This window comes from Brucella pecoris, assembly GCF_006376675.1.
Classification (GTDB): domain Bacteria; phylum Pseudomonadota; class Alphaproteobacteria; order Rhizobiales; family Rhizobiaceae; genus Brucella; species Brucella pecoris.
On record NZ_VEWK01000001.1, the window covers coordinates 519018 to 541252 of the forward strand.

Here is a 22235-nt window from a genome sequence, read left to right on the forward strand (position 1 = left end):
GGGTCAGTTCCCCTCGAAAACGGGCTTCTGCTTGGCTGCAAAAGCCTCGAAGGCGCGGCGGAAATCCTGCGTCGCCATGCAGATGGCCTGCGCCTGCGCTTCCGATTCCACCAGTTCTTCAATGCCCATTGCCCATTCCTGATTGAGCATGGTTTTGGTCATGCCATGCGCAAACCATGGACCGTCGGCAATATTGCGTGCCAGCGCTTCGGCCTTACCGAGCAAATCGCCCTGCGGATGCAGTGCGTTGAAGAAGCCCCAGCGCTCGCCTTCGTCAGCGCTCATGAAACGGCCGGTATAAAGCAGTTCCGATGCGCGGCCCTGACCGATCAGTCGCGGGAGAATGCCGCATGCGCCCATATCGGCACCGGCAAGGCCGACGCGTGTAAACAGGAACGCCGTCTTGGATTCCGGAGTCGCGATACGCAAATCCGATGCCATGGCCAGAATAGCGCCAGCCCCGGCGCAAATGCCGTCAACGGCGGCAATGATCTGCTGCGGACATTTACGCATGGCCTTGACGACATCGCCCGTCATGCGCGTGAAAGCCAGAAGGTCGGGCATCGCCATCTTGGTCAGCGGTTCAATGATCTCGAACACATCGCCGCCCGACGAGAAGTTTCCGCCAGCGCCGGTCAGCACGATGGTGCGCACGTCGGAGGCATAGACGAGATTGCGAAACAGGTCGCGAAGCTCGGCATAGCTTTCGAATGTCAGCGGATTTTTGCGGTCCGGGCGGTTCAGGGTCAGCGTTGCAACGCGCCCGTCTTCGCTGGTCTGCCACAGAAAATGCTCGGCCTGATAATCCTTGAAAGGCTTCAGATTACTCGCCATCGAAATTGTGCCGTCGTTCATCCTGCCATTACCTCCCCACCGGCGATTGCTATCGCCTGTCCAGTTATCGATTGCGCGCCGGGCGATGTGAGCCACAGCACGGTTTCAGCCACTTCCTCCGGCTGTATCAGGCGTCCCTGCGGGTTCGCCTTGACGAATTCTGCCAGAACATCGTCCTCCGACCGTCCGGTCTTCGCGACAATGGCCTGGATCGAACGAGCAATGATCGGTGTATCGGTAAAGCCCGGACACACGGCATTGACCGTCACGCCCTTACGGGCCAGTTCCAGCGCCAGCGCTCTGGTCAACCCGACGACCCCGTGCTTTGCAGCGCAATAGGCCGAGACATAGGAATAACCGCTCAACCCCGCCGTCGACGCGATATTGATGATGCGTCCGCTCTTGCCGCCCGCCTTAATGTCATCAAGGGTCGCCTGCGTCACATTGAAGACGCCGGTGAGATCAACGTCGAGAACGCGGCTCCACATGTCGAGACTGGTTTTCTCGAAAGGTGCACTCGGCGCTTCCCCGGCATTATTAACAAGAATGCTGACAGGCCCGAAAGCGGCGCGCGCGCCGTTCAGGCCGGTCTCAATGGCTTCGCGGTTTGTCACATCAAAACCATCGGCAATGAAGCATCGCTGCCAGTCCAACAGGGCGGCGGTTGCTTCCAGCGGTTCGCGGCGACGGCCCGCCAGGGTCACATTGGCCCCGGCGCGCGCAAGACCGACGGCAATAGCGGCGCCGATGCCGCTACCGGCACCGGTGACCAGCGCATGTTTGCCGGAAAGGGCAAGGCCAACAGCCGGATCGTTCATCGCAATCTCCGTTACTTCGCACCTTGCGGCGCAGCGGCGGCGCGGGCGAGATTGGCTTCATACTGATACTTGGCGGAACGATATTGCTTCGGCCATGCGATGGAGTTGATGCCGATTTTCGCCGCCTCATGCAGCGCCCATGACGGATCGGCAAGATGCGGGCGTGCCACAGCGCAGAGATCGGCACGTCCTGCCGCGATGATCGAATTCGCATGATCGGCTTCCGAAATCGCGCCGACGGCAATCGTCGGAATGTGGATTTCGTTGCGGATCTTGTCGGAAAACGGGGTCTGGAACAGACGGCCATAAACCGGCTTTTCTTCCTTCCAGACCTGACCCGACGAACAGTCGATCAGATCGGCGCCTGCGGCCTTGAACATATCCGCAAAGATGGCGGCATCTTCCGGCGTGTTGCCGCCTTCGAACCAGTCGTGGCAGGAAAGGCGAACCGAGATCGGCTTATCCTGCGGCCAGACTTCGCGGACCGCATGGAAGACTTCCAGCGGATAACGCGCACGGTTTTCATAGCTGCCGCCATATTCGTCCTCGCGCCGGTTGGTGAGCGGCGAGAGGAAGCTCGACAGAAGATAGCCATGCGCACAGTGCAGTTCGAGCCAATCGACGCCAGCTTCCGCCGCGCGTTTGGTGGCGGCGACGAAGTCCGCTTTCACCCGATCCATGTCGGCGCGGTCCATCGCCTTCGGCGTCTGGCTGTTCTTGAGATAGGGAAGGGCGGAAGCGGACAGCAGCGGCCACGCACCATCGTCCAGAGGCTGGTCGATCCCTTCCCAAGCAAGCTTGGTTGCACCTTTACGTCCGGCATGGCCGATCTGCATGGCAACTTTGGCATTGCTGTTGCTGTGGACGAAATCGACAACGCGCTTCCAGCCTTCGGCCTGTGCATCGTTCCAGATGCCGAGACAGCCGGGAGTAATCCGCGCATCGGGCGATACGCAGGTCATTTCGGCAAAGACCAATCCGGCACCGCCCATGGCGCGACTGCCAAGATGGACCATATGGAAATCGTCGATCAGGCCGTCGGTTGCGGAATACATTGCCATTGGCGACACGACGATGCGGTTTGGCAGCGTCACGCCGCGCAGCGTATAGGGCGTGAACATCGGTGGCAGGCAACGCTCGTCGTCCGTCACGTTCAGCCCCTGCTTGCGGGCAAACCAGCGCTCATAGCCTTCCAGCCAATCCTTGTCGCGCAGGCGCAGATTTTCGTGGCTGATGCGCTGCGAACGCGTCAGCATGGAATACATGAACTGTTCCGGTTCCAGCGTGTCGGCATAACGTTGGCCTACGACCTCGAACCATTCCATGGCGTTGCGCGCAGCGTTCTGGATGCGAGCAACATCGACGCGGCGGATTTCTTCATAGGCATGCAGGACTTCCGGTATACCTTCCTTGCCGTGGCCGAGCTTCTGGAACTGGTTGGCCAGTTCAATCGCGTCGTCGATAGCAAGTTTGGTGCCCGATCCGATGGCGAAATGCGCGGTATGGGCAGCATCGCCCATCAACACCACGTGGGAATTGCCGTTGAAGTGGCTCCACTTTCCGCAAATCAGGCGGTTGAAGTTCAGCCATGCCGAGCCGCGCATATGGCGCGCATTGGTCATCAACGGCGCGCCTTCAAGCGTTTCCGCAAAAAGCTTCTCGCAGAAATCGATGGATGCAGTCTGGTCCATCTGGTCCAGGCCATGCGCCTGATAGGCTTCCTCGGTCGTTTCGATGATGAAGGTCGAGGTCTTGTCGTCGAACTTGTAGATATGCGCCTGGAACCAGCCGTGATCGGTCTTGCGGAAATCGAAGGTAAAGGCGTCGAACAGCTTTTCCGTGCCAAGCCAGATGTAGCGATTGGGTCGGACGATCAGATCGGGTTCGAACACATCCTCATAGCGATTGCGGATGCGGGAGTTCAGGCCGTCCGAAGCGATGATGAGATCGGCGTCGGGGAAATCGAGATCGCTTTCCACGTCGGTTTCGAACTGAAGCTTCACGTCCAGCGCTTCGCAGCGCGCCTGAAGAATGTTGAGCAGACGCTTGCGCCCGATGCCGACAAAGCCATGACCGCTGGTGCGCTGGCGCGTGCCCTTGAATAGCACCTCGATATCGTCCCAGTGATTGAAGGCGTCCTGAATTTCGGCCGCACTTTCCGGGTCCCAGACCTTCATCGATTCCATGGTCGCGTCGGAAAACACCACGCCCCAGCCGAACGTGTCATAGGCGCGGTTCCGCTCCACGACCGTAATGTCATGCTCTGGATGAAGCTTCTTCATCAGAAGGCCGAAATAAAGGCCGGCCGGACCTCCTCCAATACACACGATACGCATGTTGAGTTCCCTTTCCGATATGCTGCCGACCGATATTTGCCGAACGGAGCCGGTTAATTATTTTAAGCTTAAAATATAATTGGGAGCTTCGGTACGTCAAGCAAAAAATCAGCTTATTTTCCATGCTGTTTGAGAAGAGGGTAACATGGCGTCAAACTGATATATGCAAATGCAATAATTATAATCCGGCCAAAAACCACTATTGACACAGTTTAGAATTAGAAAATATGCTGATGCAAATGAATTGATATTCCGGCGAACGGAAAAGGGGAATTGTCATGGCGGAGCGCTCATTCGCCCGTGAGGTCGAGGATCTGAAGCTCGGCGAAGGCGATATTTTCAGCGGCGAAGGCATTCTCGCCATCACCAAGGCGCTGCTGCAGTCAGGCGTTTCCTATGTCGGCGGCTATCAGGGTTCGCCGATTTCCCATCTGATGGACGTTCTCGCGGATGCGAAGGACGTGATGGAAGATCTGGGCGTCCATTTCGAATCGTCCGCATCGGAAGCCGCGGCTGCGGCCATGCTTTCCGCCTCGGTGATGTATCCGGTGCGCGGCGCGGTTACGTGGAAATCGACGGCTGGCACCAATGTCGCCTCTGATGCCCTGTCCAATCTCGCCTCCGGTGGTGTAACCGGCGGCGCGCTGGTCATCATCGGCGAGGATTACGGCGAAGGCTCTTCCATCATGCAGGAGCGCAGCCATGCCTATGCGATGAAATCGCAAATGTGGCTTTTGACCCCACGGCCCAATCTGCCTTCGATCGTGGAAGCTGTTGAAAAAGGTTTCGAATTGTCGGAAGCCTCCAACACGCCGGTCATGCTGCAGGTCGGCATCCGCAGTTGCCATGTGCATGGTCAGTTTGTTGCGAAGGATAACAAACGGCCTGCCCACACGCTGGCCGAAGCGCTGGAAAATCCAAGGCGCGACGTCAATCGCATCGTCCTGCCGCCTGCATCTTTCCTGCACGAGAAGGAAAAGCTCGAAAAGCGCTGGCCCGCAGCCGTCGAGTTCGTCAAAGCCAATCGTCTCAATGAATATTTTGGCCCCGAAGAGGGCGATGTCGGCATCATCCTGCAAGGCGGGCTTTACAACAGCGCCATGCGGGCCTTGCAGCAAATGGGGCTGGCAGATGTTTACGGTGAAAGCCGGGTTCCTCTCTATGTGATGAATGTCGCCTATCCGATGATAGACGATGAAGTCATCGACTTCGTTGCCGGCAAGAAAGCCGTGGTGATGCTGGAAGAAGGCGCGCCTGAATATATCGAGCAGGCGCTGCATACGCTGCTGCGCCGCCGCGATATCCAGACAAAACTGTCCGGCAAGGATGTGCTGCCGCTGGATGGCGAATACACAACGCCTGTGCTCTTGAAGGGCCTGACGGCATTCTTCGATGCGCATGCGCCGCAATTGCTCGGCAACCGTCCGCCGCTGCCCGATCCATCGCCAGTTTTGGCCGATGCGCGCGTCAAGGCGCTGGCCGAAGTGGTCCCGCCGCGCCCTGCCGGTTTTTGCACCGGTTGCCCGGAACGACCGATTTTCGCCGCCATGAAGCTGGTGGAAAAGGAGCTGGGCGAGCATCACGTTTCAGCCGATATCGGCTGCCACCTCTTTTCCATTCTGCCGCCGTTCAATCTCGGCGGCACCACCATGGGTTACGGCCTTGGTCCGGCCTCGGCTTCCGCTTTCAATGTGCCTGCTGGCAAGCGTTCCATTTCGGTTATGGGTGACGGCGGTTTCTGGCACAATGGGCTTGCCACTTCGGTCGGCAATGCCGTTTTCAACAAGCAGGATGGCGTCATCCTCGTGGTCGACAATTACTATTCGTCGGCGACGGGCGGTCAGGACGTTATGTCCTCCAGAGCGAGCAATCCGCGCCGCAAGACCAACAATTCCATTGTCGATGCGGTCAAGGGGATTGGTGCGGGCTGGGTCCGCCAGATCGATCACACCTATGACGTTGCAAAGATGCGCGACACGCTGAAGGAAGCGCTGACGACGGAAGAAAAAGGCCCGAAGATCATTGTGGCGTCGTCGGAATGCATGCTCAACAAGCAGCGCCGCGTGAAGCCGCAATTCGCCAAGGCGGTCAAGGACGGCAAGCGGATGGTCAAGCAGCGTTTCGGTGTCGATGAGGATGTGTGTACTGGCGATCATGCCTGTATCCGCCTGTCGGGCTGTCCGTCGCTTTCCGTGAAGCACACCGACGATCCGCTGAAGGACGATCCGGTCGCGGCCATCGACAATTCCTGCGTTGGTTGCGGCAATTGCGGCGAGGTTTCGGAAGCGGCAGTTCTTTGCCCGTCCTTCTATCGCGCCGATGTCATCCACAACCCGACGGGTTGGGACAAGTTCGTGCATCGCCTGCGCTCCGGCGTCATTGGCTGGCTGCAAAAGCGCCGCCGCGCATCGCGCATCGTCTTTGCGGATTGAGGAACAGGCCATGTCTACACTGAATGCATCGCCGTCCGCTCTTCTTTCGCAGGACAAGCCGCTATCGATTGCCATTCTCGCCATGGGCGGTCAGGGCGGCGGCGTTCTGGCCGACTGGGTTGTGGCGCTGGCGGAAACCAATGGCTGGGTCGCGCAGACAACTTCCGTGCCCGGCGTGGCGCAGAGAACCGGCGCGACGATCTATTATCTTGAGCTGTTGCGGGTCCGCGAAGGTGCGCATCCGATCCTGTCGCTGATGCCCACACCCGGCGACGTCGATATCGTCATCGCGGCGGAACTGATGGAAGCGGGGCGCTCGGTGCTGCGCGGCCTCGTGACGCCTGACAAAACCTTGCTCATCACCTCCACCCATCGCTCTTTCGCGGTGGGCGAAAAGGAAAAGCCGGGTGACGGCATCGGCAATCCGGTGGTCGTTGAGGACGCGACAGCCTTTGCTGCGCGCAAGACCATTGCTTTCGACATGGAAGCGCTGGCAACGAAAAGCGGCAGCGTGGTTTCCTCGGCTTTGTTCGGCGCGCTTGCGGCTTCCGGCGCGTTGCCTTTCGACAAACACGCCTTTGAAGCAACCATCAAGTCCGGCGGCAAGGGCATCGAAGCAAGCCTAAGAGCTTTTGAATCTGCCTATCAGCGCGCGCTTGGCGGTGCGAATGATAAACTGGCGGCAACGCCTGCAAAGCGGCTGGATCCTCTGCCCGAGCGGGCCGATCATCCGGCGCTGGATGGGCTTATCAAGCGCATTCGCAGCGAGTTTCCGGGTGAATGCCATGCGATGCTTTTTGCAGGAATCAAGAAACTGACCGAATTTCAGGATCCGGCTTACGCAGATGAATATCTGAACCGTTGCGCTGCCCTGCTCAAGGCCGATCTTGCCAATGGCGCTACGGCGCAAGGCTTTGCTTTCACCGTACAGGCGGCAAAATATGTCGCTGTTGCCATGGCCTATGACGATGTGGTCCGGGTGGCCGATATTAAGGTGCGCGGCTCGCGGTTTGAGCGGGTGCGCAAGGAAATCGGCCTCAAGAAAGATCAGATCGCCTATACGACCGAATATATGCATCCGCGCATGGAAGAAGTGTGCGGCACCTTACCGAAAGGTATCGGCGCCTGGATCGAAAATCGCCCGAAGCTTTTTGCATGGCTCGACAAGCGGATCAGCAAAGGTCGCCGGGTGAACACCGGTACGCTGTTCTGGTTCACCGGGCTTTATGTCGTTTCGGGCTTGCGTCGTTTCCGGCGCGGTAGCCTGCGCCATCAGCGTGAGGTCGAACACCGCGAAGCCTGGCTGGCACAGGCGCTGGCCGCCTTGCCGCAAAACTACGATCTCGCGGTCGAGGTTCTTGCCTGTCGCCGTCTGGTCAAGGGCTATTCCGATACGCATTCGCGTGGCCTGTCGAAATTCGACCGCGTTTTGTCCGCTCTGCCTGTTCTGAGCGAGCGGGACGACGGCGCAGCCTGGCTGCGGCGCTTGCGGCAAGCGGCCCTGCTGGATGAACAGGGCATTGCGCTCGATGGCGCGCTGAAAACAATCGCAACGCTCTGATCAAAGAGTGCGGGCATCGCAAGGATGCCGGAACAGCCATGTTCGACCTGAAAAGTCGGCGTGCACGAGGACGCGCGCCGCACTTTCAAAAAAAGGGGAAAGCTATGTCTCAAGCGCAGAGCATAGATGCGCCGGCTATGGCCGGAAGGGAGATATCGGCAGGCAAAAGCCTGCTTGTCGTGGGCCTGTGCTGGCTTGCGATTTTTGCAGAAGGCTATGACGTCGGTGTCATCGGTGCCATTTTGCCTGCCTTGTCCGTCGATCCAGTCTGGCAACTGACGCCCATAGAGCTTGGCGCCATTGGCAGCTATACGGTGATCGGTATGCTGATCGGTGGTATTCTTGCCGGCACGTTGAGTGAGCTTCATGGACGCAAGCCGCTGTTTATCGCCTGCATCACCGTGTTTTCGCTGTGCATGATTGTCAGCGCCATGGCGCCGACACCCTTCATCTTCGGATTGAGCCGGTTCATTTCGGGCATCGGTCTTGGCGGGATTATTCCGGTCGCGGCGGCGCTGACGGTCGAATATTCCCCGGTCAAGAAGAAGAGCTTCAATTACGGTCTCATGTATTCGGGCTATTCGATGGGATTGCTGGCCGCTGCCCTGTGCGGTCGGGGCTTTCTCGAAGCCCATGGCTGGCGCACCATCGTTTTGATTGGGGCGGTGCCGCTGTTGTTCGTTCCCATCTTCCTCGCATTCCTGCCAGAGAGCGTGGAATCGCTGGTCCAGCGCGGCAAGCACGATGCGGCGCGCAAGACCGCGCAGCGCATGGGGGTCGGGGTTCCGGCGGCGATTGTCCGCAAGCATGGTAAGGTTGGCTGGCGCACCGTTTTCAGTGAAATCTTCTCCCCGAAAAACGCGTTCGAAACCGCCTGTTTCTGGGCTGCGCTCTTCATGGGTCTGCTGCTGGTCTATGGCCTCGCGCAATGGCTGCCGCAGATCATGCGCAAAAACGGTTATGACCTTGGCAACAGCCTGCTGTTCCTTGCGGTCTTCAGCCTGAGTTCGGCAATCGGCGGCATTGTGCTTGGCACCTGGGCAGACCGTTTTGGCGTAAAGCGCACGGTAGCCTGTTCCTATGCGCTGGGCGCGCTCGGTATTGTGGCGCTCGCCTTCAAGGGCTCGCTGCTGATGAACTATGTGTTCGTCGCGATTGCCGGTTTTGGCACCGTGTCGGCGTCGCTGGTGCTCACAGGCTTTCTGGCCCAGCGACTCGATTCCTCGATCCGCTCTGCCGGAACCGGATGGGCGCTGAGCTTCTCGCGCATTGGCGCACTATCTGGGCCGCTTCTGGGCGGTTTGATCGCAAGCCTCAATGTCAGCCCGCAATGGAACTTCTATATTTTCGCGATTGTTGCCGCTCTCGCAGCAGTGGCCACGGCGCTGATACCGTCGCGTTCGACGGACTGATGTTGCGACAAACCCGGCTCGCTTCTTGGAAACGGGCCGGGCTTAAAGTTCGTTTTTACGGATATTGCGCAGCATTTTCTGCAAGGTGCCGACAAAGGCGCGATGCTCGTCTTCGTCAATGCCTTCAAACAATTGCAACAGCAGATCATACATGGCAGGCCATGCTTCGTTGAAAATGTTGCGTCCTTCTTCGGTCAGAGAAATATCGCGGATGCGCATGTCTTCGGCGCGCGCCTGACGGCGGACGTAACCCTGCTCTTCAAGCGAATCGAGCGTGCGGCTCATCGTGGATTGCTCGGTCACGGTAAAGACCGCAAGCTCGTTGATGGTCGCCGAAGGTGTGACACTCAGGACAGCGAGCGTGCGCAATTTGACCGTCGTGATCTTGCGGCCTTTCAGCGCTTCCGCGAGGTTCGCGTTATAGCGGGCCATCAGGCGGTTCATCAGGTAGGGCGCAAAACTGTTCAGGCCGATCTCGCCCAGCGAACGCGCGGGGTTCTCCTCCTGATGCTCGGAAGCCAGAACCGTACCTGAGAAGCGTTCCTCCATGAATTCCCTCGCTATCGATCATGGTTGCAACAGTCATGCGCCCGATGCGATGCGGCATCAGGCGCAACAAGGCGCTCTCTTCGGTGTTAATATCGGTTGCGGAAAGAAGCCAGAGAAAAAGGCGGGTGCGACCCGTCAATCGCATCCGCCGCCGTTCTTTAGATCAGGGGCGGGTTGCTTCACCCGAAATCGCGTTGCCGCTGGCGGCAATGGAAACCTTGTCGTCGTTCAGGCTGAAGCTCTCGCGGGTGACCACCAGAATGATGGCCAGAATGATCGCTTCCATGATGGCGAAGGTCAGGAAGGCGCTAACAAAAGACCCGCCCGATACCTTGATGACCACGCCCATGACCCATGGCGAAATGAATGTCGCAATGATGGCAAAGATTTCGGCATAACCGACCGCAGCCGTTGCCAGCTCTTCCGGATATTTTTCACTGAGAAACGCGAAGATCGCACCACCGCCGAAAAGCGCCACGCCGCTTAGGAGCGCCATCAGAATGAGCCAGCCGAAGCCAAGCGGTATCGCCATGCCGAGGGTGAACATCACCGCGACGAGGACGGCGAGCACGGTTCCGAATTTGATCATTCCCGTTTTATTCAGGCGGTCGGCGGCGTAACCACCGATGATGAGAAACACGACCTGCGACAGCCCCATCAACGTGCCTATCAGGGCTGCATCTTCTACCGGCATCTGATGCACGGCAATATATCCGGGAATGACCCATGTGGCGGTTCCGGCAATTGCCATGGTACAGGCGGAAATGCCGAGGCTGCCGACAATGATCCACTTCGAGCGGAAGATGCTGGCCAGCGGAGCAGTCGAGGTCTGCCGCTTTTCCGGCTCCCAGCGGAAATCCTTAAAGCCGATATGTGCGGGATTGTTGCGGGTGAACACCAGCACGCCCGCCGCCGTCACCAAGGTGCCGATGGCGAGAATGGCGAAGAAGGTGCGCCAGCCATAGGTGATGGAAAGCGGAATGCCAATCGCGAAATCCAGTGTGATAGCCAGACTATAAGCCGCGAGGATCAAGCCGATCATGCTGCCGCGCCGCTTCTGCGGGAACCAGCCGATGATGAGTTTCATATTGCCGAGGAAGATCGCTGCGTCAAAGAAGCCGATAAACAGACGCAGCGCAATTAATTGCGCGTAGTTCTGTACATAGACTTGTGCCACCATGCCGATGGCGGTGAAGGAAAGCCCGATCAGCAGCAACGATCGGGCACTCATGCGGCGGCTCAATTGCGACCAGACGATCATGCCGAGACCATAGGTCAACGCAAATATCCCCTGCGCCAGACCGGCCTGCGCGGAATCGAGCTGAAGTGTTTCCGAAATGAACGGTATGACCGCCGCAAAGGCGTACCAGTCGGCGGCGAGAAACATCTCGCACAAAAGCGCCAGCGCCAGCATTCCCCACTGCCAGCGCTTTATTCTGGATTGATCGAAGTCCGATAGGCTTTCCCATTGCATGGCTTGGTTCCCCTTATTTTTACCTGCAAAGCATTGATGCGCATCCTTATGGACGCTCAGACTGCCGAGAGAAAATCGCGCACAAGTGCCGCCGCTACGGGCGTCTCTTCAAACAGCAGATGTCCGGTTGCGCCGAGCGCCTCCAGACGTGCGCCGTCGATCCCGCGCTGCCATTCTTGGCCATATTGCGCGGGGATAACCCGGTCTTCCTCGCCCCAAAGGATAAGGGTCGGCATGTTCAACCGGTGCAGCCAATGGCCAAGCTTCGGATTGCCGCGCCCATCGGTTGCGTGAACGCGCGCCAGCGCACCCATTTCGCGCCCGAGTGTTGCATCGAACTGGCTGTCGGGCTTTGTCGGGAAATAGCGGAGTGTGACCGCCGGGTCGTGCGTCAGATGCGCAGGAATATCGGCTGGCGCGACCTGAAACAGATCGGGGATGGGGATTGCCGGAAGATCGAGACCGGCGGGTGCTGCGAGAAACAGCGCGGCGAGCCTGTCCGGCTGTCTGATGGCGAATTCCGCGGCGATCCAGCCGCCGAGTGAAAAGCCGCCAAGGCTGAACCGGTCCAGCCCCATCGCATCGAAGAAATCCATGTAATGGAGCACATAGTCGCCGATCTGCACGATATCGGCATCATCCTCGCTTTCACTGAAATTCGGATGAAACGGGATGATGAGCCGGTTTCGCGAAGCAATGTCGGCCAGACTGTCGAAACCGGGAAAGGTCCCGGTTCCATGCAGAAAGACGACATCCTTACCTTCACCCTTCACGAGATAGGTGACGGTTTTCCCCCTGACTTCGATCGTGCGTTTTTCAAAACTGTTCGAGTAATTCAACATCTTTCCACCTTATGCCGCTGGCTTGGTGCGATTGGACCAATTGCTTTCTCATCTGGTCGACGGCGCTGTCGATCCGGGTTTCCAGAGTGGGCGGCAGCAGGCCATCCGGATCCAGCTCCGCCGAACAGGCATAGATGCCGGTTGCCACCGTTCCCGCTTCGAAAAACCCGAACAATGGACGCAGATGATGTTCGACCACCAGCGCGTGACGATGCCCGCCACCCACAGCACAAAGGACGGTCGGGCGACCACGCAGCGCCAGCGGATGGACGAGATCGAACACGTGCTTGAAAAGGCCGGGGTAACTGCCCTGATAGACCGGGCAGCCGACGATCAGTGCATCGCAATGCTCGATCTCCGAGATCAGGGTTTCGGATTGCTGATCCAGTGCTTTGCGATTGACGGTAAACAGGTTCGGCCCGGCGTGTGACAGGTCTAGATGCGTGACCGATACATCGTCTTCCGCTTCCAGCCTTGCCGCAATCGCTTGGGTCAACCGATGAACTTTCGTCGGGCGATCACACCCGACGAAGCTGACAATATTTCTCGTCATGGCCGGTCTCAGTTGTCGCTGATGCCGAAAACGGTCCATCGTGCATCAGGGCCTGAAAGGCCGAGTAGCCCCTTGCCGCATTCCTCGACAATCTGGTCGGCGAGCAGGATATGCTGTGTACCGGAATGAATGTCGCGATAGAAGCGCTGCATCGCCGTGTTGTGCAGCGACGCTCCGCGCGCCGCACGATGCGCAAATGTTGCCACATCCGAAACAATGTCGTGCATATAGCGTAGCGAAAGCTTCACCATTGTCATCTGGTCGAGGGATGGAACGGCGCCGGACGCGGTGGTCTGCGAGACATCTTCCCATGTTTCCATGGCAAGGGCGCGTGCCGCCCGATAGCGGGCTTCCGCGTTGGCAAACTGGAAACGCAAGCTGGCGCTGTCCGCGCTCTTGCCGAACGGGTCCTGTCGCTGACGGATCACCTTGGCGAGTTCGTCGAGTATCCGGCGACCAACGCCGATAGCCCAGCTCGTATGGGTGAGGGCGCTGTAGCCTGCCAGCCCGAGATGGCCCTGCGCCTGACCGCGCTTGGGCGCTGACTGCGTAAAACTATAGGTCATGGATTCCGGTACGAAAAGGTCTTCATCGGTTGCCAGCGTGTAGTCGAAGCTGCCGGTGGCGCGCAGGCCGAGCACATCCCAGTTACCGAGCAACTGGATCGTCGAGCGCGGGTGATGTGCGACGATGATCTGCGGTGCACCGGTCTCATCTTTCAACAGCGCCTTTCCGCTCGGGTCCTTGGGATCGAGAAGGAAACAGCCGGAGTGAATCCATTCCGCGTGGAAGATGGAGCTTCCATAAGCCCAGTTGCCGCGGATCATGTAGCCGCCGTCGACCTTGCGGGCAAAGCCGCGGGGCACGCCGTTGCCCGCAATGGTGATATCGACGCCATCCTTGAAGACATTGGCAATCCCCTCATCATCGAGGTAGATCGCCATGGTGGTGCCTTCCATATTGTTGACCATCGTGCACCAGCCCGACGATGCGTGAGCATAGGAAAGCGCTGACATTAATTTCATGGCATCGATTGGTCGCAGTTCGGCGCCACCGACTTCCTTGGGAAACAGCATCGTATAGAAGCCGCCCTTGCGCATCGCGTCCACGACGTCATCATGCATCCGTCCGAGTTTCTCTGCTTCTTCAGCCTTTTCTTCAATTAAAGGTAGAATCGATTGCAGACGGTCATTGAAGCCCTGAAGGACTGCGGAATAGTTGTCGGCCGTGTGAGTCCGGTGCACGCTGGTATCCAAGTTAGTTCCCCTTGATTTAGCGGTTATAAGCGGGAATGATACGGACAAGAGTGGGAACGGACATTCCCCCCAGATGGGGGGCTTGGGAATTCGGGAGAGAGAATGCCCAGGGAAGTATTATCGACAGACGAGCGAATATCTGCAGCGCTTTCCGTTGCGGAGAGCCGCAATTATGACGACTTTACAATAGCTTGTGACTATTTTTCCGCGAATGTCCTGCGGGTGCGTTCGCTTGGAATTTATTTGCTGGAGAATAATCGGCCGCGTCTTTTTCACAGCATCAATGCGCCTACCGGCTTTCTTCTTGAATATCAGAACGGGCTGGCGGATTCGGATCCGATGATTGCGGCCGTGGTACAGAATGCGGGCGCGGTTGCGGGGTCGCGATTGCCCCGAAATGCATCGGGCAATGTGCCGCTGATGCGAACGCTACTCGCCCGATGGAACTACAACGATAACTTGTGCAGCCCGGTTTATGTCGGCGGCAACATTCAGGCGTTGATTTATGCTGCCGGTTTCGAGATGCACGCAACGCAGCTCGAAGAGCAGGTATCATTGTTATGTCGTTCGTCGGCGCTTGCCTTGCGCAATATTCAGGAAGCGCGCCCGGCGAAGATGCCGAGTGCAAATCTGACCAGTTTGTCGCCACGTCTTTCGACGGTCGCCCGGTTGCTGGCGGCTGGCAATACCAACAAGCAGATTGCGCGGCATCTGGAACTGTCGCCGCACACGGTGAAGGATTATGTCGATGATCTGATCAAGCGTTTCGGTGTTCATAACAGAACGGAAATGGCCGTTCTGATCAACCGCATGAGCGGAGGGACGAAAGCCGAGCCGGTTGGATTTGTCCTGTCGGGACATGAACGGCGCGGCCTTCCGATAGAGCATTTCTGAAGACGCTTTTCGCGGCGTTACGGGCAGAGAAATCTGACGGCCTGGCTTTCGGGATCGCGCAGCGTGTCGATGACATTGCAATGATGCGTGCCGTCGATTTCCCACGCGTCGGTATCGATCCCTGATCCGTACCAGATGTTTGCCAGCAACGCATTCTGCCGCCTGAATTCCTTCAGCTCGTCGCCGCCGACGCAGCAATGAACGGCGATATCCGGGCGAGGGCGGTGCAGTGCGGCGCTCTCCGCGATCGCTTCCGCCGCATCCATATGGAAAATATCGTTCATCGCGGTTTTGAGAAGCGGTCGCAGATCATGCAGCCCGCTGATGGAAAGAACGCGCTTGATCCGTTCTGCTGTTGCGGCAGCGATGGGCGCATTTTCGCAAGCCATGCGGGTGACCAGGTGCCCCCCGGCTGAATGACCGGTCAATATGATTTCGCCATCCACTTCCTGCGCCAGCCGGTCAATGAAGCGGCCGATTTCCATTGTGATTCCGGAAATGCGTGTTTCTGGGCACAGCGTATAGCTCGGCATGGCCACGCGGTATCCGCGCTCAAGCGCGCCTTGTGCCAGATGCGACCAGAAGCTTTTATCCAACCCTTTCCAATAGCCGCCATGGACATAAACGAGTGTGCCCTTGGCCATGCCTTCCGGCAGGATGAGGTCGTAATGGTTCCGCGCGCCGTCAGCATAAGCAATATCGGGTATCAGACGTCCCTGATCCCGCATCTTCTCGCGAAAGCCGGAGGCCAGTTCCGTCCAGCGCGGCGGATAGGTGGCTGAATCGCTGATGGCTTTCATATTGTCATAGGCGGTATCGAAGTCGTGAAGCACTGAAGTCTCCTGCGTATTTCATGCGTGAAGCCACGTCAGGCGCGGGCCTCGGTTGCCGCCTGCGCACGCAGGGCAGATCGTTGCAATTTTCCGGATTCCGTTTTGGGCAAGCTGGAGACCCAGCATATCAGGCGCGGATATTTATAGGGTGCGAGTTCGCTTTTGACGTGGCGTTGCAGTGTTTCCTGCAAGTTCGCATCGCCATTATAGCCCTCGTTCAGCACCACATAGGCTTTGACGATGCAGCCCCGTTCCTCATCGGGGGCGGCTACCACGCCGCATTCGGCTACGGCGGGATGCGCAAGCAGGCTGGCTTCGACCTCCGGTCCGGCAATGTTATATCCGGCAGAAACGATCATGTCGTCATTGCGCGCCTGATACCAGAAATAACCGTCCTCATCCATGACATAGGTATCGCCGGTAATGTTCCAGCCGTTTTCGACATATTTGGTCTGGCGCGGGTCGGCCAGATATTTGCAGCCGAGCGGCCCGCGAACGGCAAGCCGTCCGGGTGTGCCGGGCGCGCATTCCTGTCCATTCTCATCGATGACGCGAGCCTCATAACCGGGGATAGGCTTGCCGGTCGCGCCAGGACGAATATCGCCTTCCGGCGCGGAGATGAAGATATGCAGCATTTCCGTTGCACCGATACCGTCTGCCAGCGAAAGTCCGGTCGCGCGCTTCCATGCTTCGAATGTGGGAAGGGGCAGGACTTCACCGGCTGAAACACATTTGCGCAACGACGAAAGATCATACTGATCAATCTTCGAAAGCATGGCGCGATAAGCGGTCGGCGCCGTGAAACAGACAGTCGGTTTATATTCCCCGATAGCAAGCGCAAGATCGTGCGGCACTGTCTTTGCCGGTAGCACTGTGGAAGCACCGATCCTGAAGGGAAACAGAACCAGCCCGCCAAGCCCAAACGTGAAAGCCAGTGGCGGCGAACCGATGAAGATGTCGTCTTCCGTCGCGTCCAGTATGTGATGCGCATAGCAATCGCAGACGATCAGCAGGTCGCGGTGGAAATGGATGGTTGCCTTCGGCAGACCGGTGGTGCCGGATGTAAAGCCGAGCAGGCACGGATCGTCCGCCCGTGTCGCCACCGCATCGAAATCGCCAGATGCATCGTCCAGCAATGCGCCAAGTTCACCGCCTGCGTTGTCTTCCCAGGTCACCAGCGTTTTGATGAAATCGGTCTGTGCCATAGCATTTTGCATTTCACCGATCAGCGCATTGTCGCAAAAGGCGATACTGATTTCCGCCTTGTCGATGATCTGGACCAATTCCCTGGCACGCAGAAGCGGCATGGTCGCGACCACAACGCCGCCTGCCTTGATGATCGCCATATAGAGCGCGATCTTGGTCGGGTTGTTGCCAGAGCGGATCATCACGCGATTGCCGGTTTTCATGCCGAGCTTTTCGGTCAGCACATTGGCGATCTTGTTGATCATTGCGGCAAGATCGCTGTAGGTCCAGCGCACGCCCGGCGCCTGCAAGGCGATGCGGTCACCTTTGCCGCGCTCAAGATGGCTGTCCACCAGCTCATAGGTCGCGTTGAGCTGCTCCGGGTAGCCGAGTGCGTCAAGGTTGATGATATCCGGTAGAAGTTCCGCAGCCGGGAGATTATCCAGAACGAATGTATCCACATGAGCGCTGGGGTGCATGCTCGTCTCCTGTCAATTCAATGCAAGTTTGCGTTCGACTGCTAGGTCAAACGTGCAAGTAACGTTCCTTGATGTCCGGGGTGTTCAAAAGGGCAGCGTTGTCGCCGCTCCACACCACACGACCCTTTTCGATGACGACGTGACGGTCTGCGAAGCGCGCGAGTGCATCGACATTCTTGTCGATGACGAGGATCGCTTCGCCCTCATCCTTGATATTGCGAAGGCAGGACCAGATCTCTTCACGCATGAGCGGCGACAATCCTTCTGTCGCCTCGTCCAGCACGACCATTTTCGGATTGGTCATCAAGGCGCGGCCAACGGCCAGCATTTGCTGCTCGCCGCCGGAAAGCTGGTTGCCCATATTGCGCCGCCGTTCTTTCAGGCGCGGGAACATCCGGTAGATGCTCTCCAGCGTCCATTTGGACGAGCGTGCGTCTGCGCGCCGGGTGGCCAAAAGGTTTTCCTCGACGCTCAGCGTCGGAAATATCTGTCGCCCTTCCGGGACCAGCCCCAACCCCTCGCGTGCAATCGCATGGGGCGGCTTGCCGGTGACGTCATGGCCATTGACGAAAACCTTGCCGCCCTTGGGCGGCAGCAAGCCGAAAATCGATTTGATGGTTGTCGTTTTTCCCATGCCGTTTCTGCCGAGGATCGTGACGACTTCTCCCGCACCGACTTCAAAGTCGATGCCAAAGAGAATGCGGGACTGGCCATAGGCGTTCTGGAGCCCTTCGACTTTCAGCATTATGCGGCCTCCTCTTCACCGAGATAGGCGGCGCGCACGTCTGGATCGGAGCGCACGGCGTCGGGTGTTCCGGATGCGATGACGCGCCCGTAGACAAGCACGCTCACCTGATCGGCCAGCGAGAAAACGGCATCCATGTCATGTTCGATCAGAACCAGCGTATGGGTCTGGCGCAATGTGCGCATCAGCTCGACCAGAACGTCTGATTCCTCGTGGCTCGTTCCCGCCAAAGGCTCGTCGAGCAACAGCAATTGCGCTTTGGTGGCGAGAGCGATGGCAATCTCAAGCTGGCGTTTTTCGCCATGCGAAAGCGCTCCGGCCCGGCGATAGGCGCGGTCGTCCAGCCGCACACGGGCAAGTGCTGCCATGGCTTGCTCGTTGATCTCGGTCTCCTTGCTCGCCGCCTGAAAGAAGCGGAAGCTTGAGCCTGATCGCGCCTGAACGGCCAGCGCAACATTTTCCAGCACGCTGAAGCCTTCCAGAACCGAGGTGATCTGAAACGAGCGCGCGAGGCCCAGATGGACACGATTGGGCATGGCGAGAGCGGAAATATCACGGCCATCGAAGATCACCGAACCACGGTCGCTTTTGAGATTGCCCGAAAGCTGGTGGATCAACGTGGTTTTTCCAGCACCGTTCGGGCCGATCAGCGCGTGAATCTCGCCGCGTTTGACGGTGAGGTTGACGCCGTCGGTGACCTTGAGCGCGCCGAAGCTCTTGTGCAGGTCATTAACCTGAAGAAGTTCATCCGACATCGGAACCCCCACGCAGCTTGCGGATCAGCCCGCCAATACCGTCGCGGCTGAAAAGCACGACGAGAACGAGGAAAAGGCCGAGGCCGAGTTTCCAGTGCTCGGAGAAATGAGCCAGCACTTCTTCCAGCACGATGAAGGCGGTTGCGCCGAGTACCGGACCGATCAGCGTGCCCATGCCACCCAGAACCACCATGACGATAAGTTCGCCGGAGCGCTGCCAGCTCATGAAGGCAGGCGAAACGAACTGGATCTGGTTGGCCAGCAGAACACCTGCAATGGCCGCCGCCACACCGGCGATGACATAGGCGGTGAGCTGAAACGAGAAGGGCGAGAAGCCAATGGCGCGCATGCGCACCGGATTGTCCCGCGTTCCGCGCAGGACACGACCGAACCTTGAAGACACCAGCATACGGAAGGTGAGAAATGCGCCGACCAGCAGCGCCAGCACAAAATAGAACAGCACCAGATTGCTGGAAAGCAGCGTATTGCCGAACAGCGTGGAACGTGACGAAAGCGTCATTCCATCGTCGCCGCCAAAGGCCGACAGGGAAACCATGAAGAAAAAGGCCATTTGTCCGAAGGCCAGCGTGATCATGATGAAATAGACGCCGCTGGTTCTCAGCGAGATATAGCCGGTAACAAGCGCGAAGGTCGCTGCGGCAACGATAGCCGCGACCATCTGAAGGATCAGATCGTCGATGCCATAGCTGGACAGGATGCCAACGGCATAGGCGCCGATCCCGATATAAGCTGCATGACCGAACGAAACGAGCGCGCCGTAACCCATGATGAAGTTGAGCGAAAGTGCTGCCAGCGCAAAGATCATGATGCGTGTCACGATCACGAGAAGAAAGCTGTCGCCCAGTACGGAGGCAACAAGCGGAATGATTGCGAAGGCGGCGAAGACCAACAATGGACCTGCGTCCAGCAGAGGCGACGGTCGGCCTTTCGCGTTTTCCGGTATCGCGGTATCGCGGGTGCTGTTGTGGGTAATCTCGCTCATCGCGTTCCTCCCTGTGCCGGGAAGAGACCTGTCGGTCGGAAATAGAGCACGGCTGCCATCAGAATATAGGTGAGCATCGGCACCAGCGTGCGGCCCATCTGGGAAGCGGCGGCCGGATCGAGCAGATTACGGAGCAGCATCGGTCCGAAGGTGCGGCCAAGCGTATCGACGAGGCCGACAGCGATGGCCGCAACAAAAGCGCCACGCACGGAACCAACGCCACCGATCACGATGACGACGAATGTGAGGATCAGGATGGAATCGCCCATGCCCGGATCGACCGAGAGGATAGGGGAGACCATGCCACCGGCAAAACCGGCAAGCATGGCGCCAAGTCCGAACACCACCATGAACAGGCGGCGAATATTGATGCCGAGAGCCGAGACCATGTCGCCATTGGTTGCTCCGGCACGCAGCAGCATGCCGATGCGCGTGTGATTGACGAGGAGGTAGAGACCTGCCGCCGTAAAAAGACCAGCCGCGATAATCAGCAGGCGATAGACAGGATAGCGCAGGTTTCCAAAGAGCTGGATGGATCCAGAGAGCGATTCCGGCATCGGTACGCTGAGCGGTGCCGCGCCCCAGATGATCTTCACCAGTTCATTCACAATCAGGATCAGCCCGAATGTCGCGAGAACCTGATCGAGATGGCTGCGTTCGTATAATCGTCGAAAGACCAGCACTTCCAGCACGATGCCGATGACGAGCGTGACAGGAAGGGCGATCAGGATGCCGGAGAAGAAGCTGCCGGTCATGGCAGTGAAGGTCGCGGTCAGATAAGCGCCGACCATATAAAGAACGCCATGCGCCAGATTGATCAGGTCCATGACGCCGAAGATCAGCGTCAGCCCGGCGGCGACGAGAAAGAGCAAAATGCCGAACTGAATCCCGTTAAGGGATTGCAGCAGAAAAAGATTGAACATGGGCGGCGTCCGGAAATCGTTGTACAGAAATCCAGTTCACGCCAGACCCGCTGGCGTGAACTGTTTCAGACTTGGAAATTGAGAAGGCTGAGCTCATCGGAGCGCCCTTCTTCGACCGGGTTACATCTTGCATTCGGCTGCGTAATTGTCCTTGTAATCGTTGAAGACCGTTTCAACATAGGACGTGGCGAACTGGCCGTCGTCACGCTTGACGACTTTGGTCAGGTAGAAATTCTGGATCGGAAAGTGGTTGTCGCCAAAGCTGAATTCGCCGCGCGGCGAGGTGAATTTCGCATCCTTCATGGCGGCCCGCAAGGCGTCCTTGTCGACCAGATTGCCATTGACCTGCTTGACCGCCGCGTCGATCAGCATGGCAGCATCATAGGCCTGCACGGCAAAGGTTGCGGGAATGCGCTTGAACTTGGCTTCATAAGCGGCGGCAAATTCTTTGGCAGGAGCGGAATCGAGATCCGGCGCCCAGTTCGAACCGGCGAAGAAGCCGACTGCCGCATCCTGCTGCGCGGGCAAGGTGGTCTCGTCCACGGTGAAAGCGGAAAGGAACGGCGTGCCTTCGAGACCGGCCTGGCGGTATTGCTTGACGAAGTTTACGCCCATGCCTCCGGGCAGGAAGGCATAGACAGCGTCAGGCTGTTCGGCTGCGATCTGCGCCAGTTCCGCTGAATAGTCGAGCTGGCCGAGCGGCACATAGATTTCCTGCGCGACTTCGTTCTTATAGGAATGCTTGAAACCGGCCAGTGCGTCCTTGCCCGCCTGATAGTTCGGGGCAATCAGGACAACACGCTGATAGTTCTGCTTCTCGGCATATTTGCCGGAAACTTCATGCATCTGGTCGTTCTGATAGGAGGTGACGAACAGATTGGCGTTGCAATCCTTGCCGGCCAGATTGGACGTGCCCGCATTGGTGGAGATCAAGAATGCGCCGGAATCGGTTGCCGGCTTGACGATGGCGTTCAGGACGTTTGAGAAGATCGGTCCGATGACAAAATCCACCTTGTCGCGCTGGATCATCTGCTGGACCTTGTTGACGCCGATATCCGGCTTCTGCTCATCGTCCTGAATGATAATTTCAGCATCGAGGCCGCCGAGCTTGTTACCCAGCTTGTCCATGGCAAGCAGAAAGCCGTCGCGGGATTGTTCGCCAAGCAAGGCAGACGGACCGCTGAGCGTATAGATCAAACCGATCTTGATCTTACCGTCTTCGGCCTGTGCGGTTCCGGTCAACATGGTTGCGGCGAGCAGCGCGAGAGCCGCTTTCGTCGAAATTTTCATTGTTCCACCTCGATTGCAGATTTCTGCTTTGTTTTATTTTTCTTTCGCATCATCCGACACA

19 protein-coding genes are annotated in these 22235 nt (G+C 58.1%); 4 read left to right on the top strand and 15 right to left on the bottom strand.

All coding sequences use genetic code 11. The features are described from left to right. Window positions 1-3: 3 nt before the first annotated feature. The 3 genes from FIB18_RS02365 to FIB18_RS02375 are packed head-to-tail and all read right to left on the bottom strand — an operon-like array spanning window position 4 to window position 3988. Window positions 4-855, bottom strand: coding sequence for an enoyl-CoA hydratase family protein (locus FIB18_RS02365; RefSeq protein WP_140019235.1), 852 nt, complete (start codon window positions 853-855; stop codon window positions 4-6). After that, window positions 852-1652 (bottom strand): SDR family NAD(P)-dependent oxidoreductase, encoded by an 801-nt coding sequence (locus FIB18_RS02370; protein WP_140019236.1) that lies wholly within the window; start codon window positions 1650-1652, stop codon window positions 852-854. The genes FIB18_RS02365 and FIB18_RS02370 overlap by 4 nt, the downstream gene beginning before the upstream one ends. A gap of 11 nt (window positions 1653-1663) precedes the next feature. Next, window positions 1664-3988, bottom strand: coding sequence for a bifunctional salicylyl-CoA 5-hydroxylase/oxidoreductase (locus FIB18_RS02375; RefSeq protein WP_140019237.1), 2325 nt, complete (start codon window positions 3986-3988; stop codon window positions 1664-1666). 278 nt (window positions 3989-4266) lie between these two features. On the opposite strand from FIB18_RS02375, the gene FIB18_RS02380 reads away from it, so the two are divergent. The 3 genes from FIB18_RS02380 to FIB18_RS02390 all read left to right on the top strand — a co-directional run bounded on the left by FIB18_RS02380 (window position 4267) and on the right by FIB18_RS02390 (window position 9393). Further along, window positions 4267-6420, top strand: a complete 2154-nt coding sequence (locus FIB18_RS02380; RefSeq protein WP_140019238.1) for an indolepyruvate ferredoxin oxidoreductase subunit alpha — start codon at window positions 4267-4269, stop codon at window positions 6418-6420. Window positions 6421-6430: 10 nt separating this feature from the next. Then, window positions 6431-7981 carry an indolepyruvate oxidoreductase subunit beta family protein gene (locus tag FIB18_RS02385; RefSeq protein WP_140019239.1) on the top strand — a complete coding sequence of 517 codons (1551 nt, stop codon included), beginning with the start codon at window positions 6431-6433 and terminating at the stop codon, window positions 7979-7981. Between the two features lie 104 nt (window positions 7982-8085). Further along, window positions 8086-9393 carry an MFS transporter gene (locus FIB18_RS02390; protein WP_140019240.1) on the top strand — a complete coding sequence of 436 codons (1308 nt, stop codon included), beginning with the start codon at window positions 8086-8088 and terminating at the stop codon, window positions 9391-9393. Window positions 9394-9435: 42 nt separating this feature from the next. On the opposite strand, the gene FIB18_RS02395 is transcribed toward FIB18_RS02390, so the two are convergent. From FIB18_RS02395 to FIB18_RS02415, 5 genes are all read right to left on the bottom strand, one after another. After that, window positions 9436-9942, bottom strand: coding sequence for a MarR family winged helix-turn-helix transcriptional regulator (locus FIB18_RS02395; protein ID WP_140019241.1), 507 nt, complete (start codon window positions 9940-9942; stop codon window positions 9436-9438). 163 nt (window positions 9943-10105) lie between these two features. Then, complete coding sequence (locus FIB18_RS02400; protein WP_140019242.1) at window positions 10106-11416, bottom strand: MFS transporter; 1311 nt, start codon at window positions 11414-11416, stop codon at window positions 10106-10108. Window positions 11417-11472: 56 nt separating this feature from the next. Then, window positions 11473-12258: an alpha/beta fold hydrolase gene (locus FIB18_RS02405; protein WP_140019243.1), complete on the bottom strand. Its 786-nt coding sequence runs from the start codon at window positions 12256-12258 to the stop codon at window positions 11473-11475. Beyond that, window positions 12233-12811, bottom strand: coding sequence for an NAD(P)H-dependent oxidoreductase (locus FIB18_RS02410; protein WP_140019244.1), 579 nt, complete (start codon window positions 12809-12811; stop codon window positions 12233-12235). The genes FIB18_RS02405 and FIB18_RS02410 overlap by 26 nt, the downstream gene beginning before the upstream one ends. Window positions 12812-12819: 8 nt before the next feature. Then, a complete protein-coding gene (locus FIB18_RS02415) occupies window positions 12820-14055 on the bottom strand; it encodes an acyl-CoA dehydrogenase family protein (RefSeq protein WP_235894804.1) in 1236 nt (411 codons plus the stop codon). 114 nt (window positions 14056-14169) lie between these two features. On the opposite strand from FIB18_RS02415, the gene FIB18_RS02420 reads away from it, so the two are divergent. Next, window positions 14170-14961, top strand: coding sequence for a helix-turn-helix transcriptional regulator (locus FIB18_RS02420; protein WP_210295984.1), 792 nt, complete (start codon window positions 14170-14172; stop codon window positions 14959-14961). A 17-nt stretch (window positions 14962-14978) separates the two neighbouring features. Here FIB18_RS02420 and FIB18_RS02425 read toward each other — a convergent pair whose 3' ends face one another. The 7 genes from FIB18_RS02425 to FIB18_RS02455 all read right to left on the bottom strand — a co-directional run bounded on the left by FIB18_RS02425 (window position 14979) and on the right by FIB18_RS02455 (window position 22174). Continuing rightward, window positions 14979-15794, bottom strand: a complete 816-nt coding sequence (locus FIB18_RS02425; protein WP_140019246.1) for an alpha/beta hydrolase — start codon at window positions 15792-15794, stop codon at window positions 14979-14981. Between the two features lie 35 nt (window positions 15795-15829). Continuing rightward, window positions 15830-17458 carry a benzoate-CoA ligase family protein gene (locus FIB18_RS02430; protein ID WP_140019247.1) on the bottom strand — a complete coding sequence of 543 codons (1629 nt, stop codon included), beginning with the start codon at window positions 17456-17458 and terminating at the stop codon, window positions 15830-15832. Window positions 17459-17504: 46 nt separating this feature from the next. After that, the gene (locus FIB18_RS02435; RefSeq protein WP_140019248.1) at window positions 17505-18203 is read right to left on the bottom strand and encodes an ABC transporter ATP-binding protein; all 699 of its coding nucleotides are present in this window, start codon (window positions 18201-18203) and stop codon (window positions 17505-17507) included. Continuing rightward, the gene (locus FIB18_RS02440) at window positions 18203-18958 is read right to left on the bottom strand and encodes an ABC transporter ATP-binding protein (protein ID WP_140019249.1); all 756 of its coding nucleotides are present in this window, start codon (window positions 18956-18958) and stop codon (window positions 18203-18205) included. The genes FIB18_RS02435 and FIB18_RS02440 overlap by 1 nt, the downstream gene beginning before the upstream one ends. Next, complete coding sequence (locus FIB18_RS02445; protein ID WP_140019250.1) at window positions 18948-19961, bottom strand: branched-chain amino acid ABC transporter permease; 1014 nt, start codon at window positions 19959-19961, stop codon at window positions 18948-18950. Before FIB18_RS02445 ends, FIB18_RS02440 begins: the two co-directional genes overlap by 11 nt. Then, on the bottom strand, window positions 19958-20884 hold the full coding sequence (locus FIB18_RS02450) for a branched-chain amino acid ABC transporter permease (RefSeq protein WP_140019251.1): 927 nt from the start codon (window positions 20882-20884) through the stop codon (window positions 19958-19960). Before FIB18_RS02450 ends, FIB18_RS02445 begins: the two co-directional genes overlap by 4 nt. A 120-nt stretch (window positions 20885-21004) precedes the next feature. Next, entirely contained in the window at window positions 21005-22174 is a 1170-nt protein-coding gene (locus tag FIB18_RS02455) for an ABC transporter substrate-binding protein (RefSeq protein WP_140019252.1), read from the bottom strand. Between the last annotated feature and the right edge of the window lie 61 nt (window positions 22175-22235).

Excerpts from the sequence above, each read along its gene's own strand:
- FIB18_RS02365 (WP_140019235.1), bottom strand. The coding sequence starts at position 855 with ATGAACGACGGCACAATTTCGATGGCGAGTAATCTGAAGCCTTTCAAG.
- FIB18_RS02370 (WP_140019236.1), bottom strand. The coding sequence starts at position 1,652 with ATGAACGATCCGGCTGTTGGCCTTGCCCTTTCCGGCAAACATGCGCTG.
- FIB18_RS02375 (WP_140019237.1), bottom strand. The coding sequence starts at position 3,988 with ATGCGTATCGTGTGTATTGGAGGAGGTCCGGCCGGCCTTTATTTCGGC.
- FIB18_RS02380 (WP_140019238.1), top strand. The coding sequence starts at position 4,267 with ATGGCGGAGCGCTCATTCGCCCGTGAGGTCGAGGATCTGAAGCTCGGC.
- FIB18_RS02385 (WP_140019239.1), top strand. The coding sequence starts at position 6,431 with ATGTCTACACTGAATGCATCGCCGTCCGCTCTTCTTTCGCAGGACAAG.
- FIB18_RS02390 (WP_140019240.1), top strand. The coding sequence starts at position 8,086 with ATGTCTCAAGCGCAGAGCATAGATGCGCCGGCTATGGCCGGAAGGGAG.
- FIB18_RS02395 (WP_140019241.1), bottom strand. The coding sequence starts at position 9,942 with ATGGAGGAACGCTTCTCAGGTACGGTTCTGGCTTCCGAGCATCAGGAG.
- FIB18_RS02400 (WP_140019242.1), bottom strand. The coding sequence starts at position 11,416 with ATGCAATGGGAAAGCCTATCGGACTTCGATCAATCCAGAATAAAGCGC.
- FIB18_RS02405 (WP_140019243.1), bottom strand. The coding sequence starts at position 12,258 with ATGTTGAATTACTCGAACAGTTTTGAAAAACGCACGATCGAAGTCAGG.
- FIB18_RS02410 (WP_140019244.1), bottom strand. The coding sequence starts at position 12,811 with ATGACGAGAAATATTGTCAGCTTCGTCGGGTGTGATCGCCCGACGAAA.
- FIB18_RS02420 (WP_210295984.1), top strand. The coding sequence starts at position 14,170 with ATGCCCAGGGAAGTATTATCGACAGACGAGCGAATATCTGCAGCGCTT.
- FIB18_RS02430 (WP_140019247.1), bottom strand. The coding sequence starts at position 17,458 with ATGCACCCCAGCGCTCATGTGGATACATTCGTTCTGGATAATCTCCCG.
- FIB18_RS02435 (WP_140019248.1), bottom strand. The coding sequence starts at position 18,203 with ATGCTGAAAGTCGAAGGGCTCCAGAACGCCTATGGCCAGTCCCGCATT.
- FIB18_RS02440 (WP_140019249.1), bottom strand. The coding sequence starts at position 18,958 with ATGTCGGATGAACTTCTTCAGGTTAATGACCTGCACAAGAGCTTCGGC.
- FIB18_RS02445 (WP_140019250.1), bottom strand. The coding sequence starts at position 19,961 with ATGAGCGAGATTACCCACAACAGCACCCGCGATACCGCGATACCGGAA.
- FIB18_RS02450 (WP_140019251.1), bottom strand. The coding sequence starts at position 20,884 with ATGTTCAATCTTTTTCTGCTGCAATCCCTTAACGGGATTCAGTTCGGC.
- FIB18_RS02455 (WP_140019252.1), bottom strand. The coding sequence starts at position 22,174 with ATGAAAATTTCGACGAAAGCGGCTCTCGCGCTGCTCGCCGCAACCATG.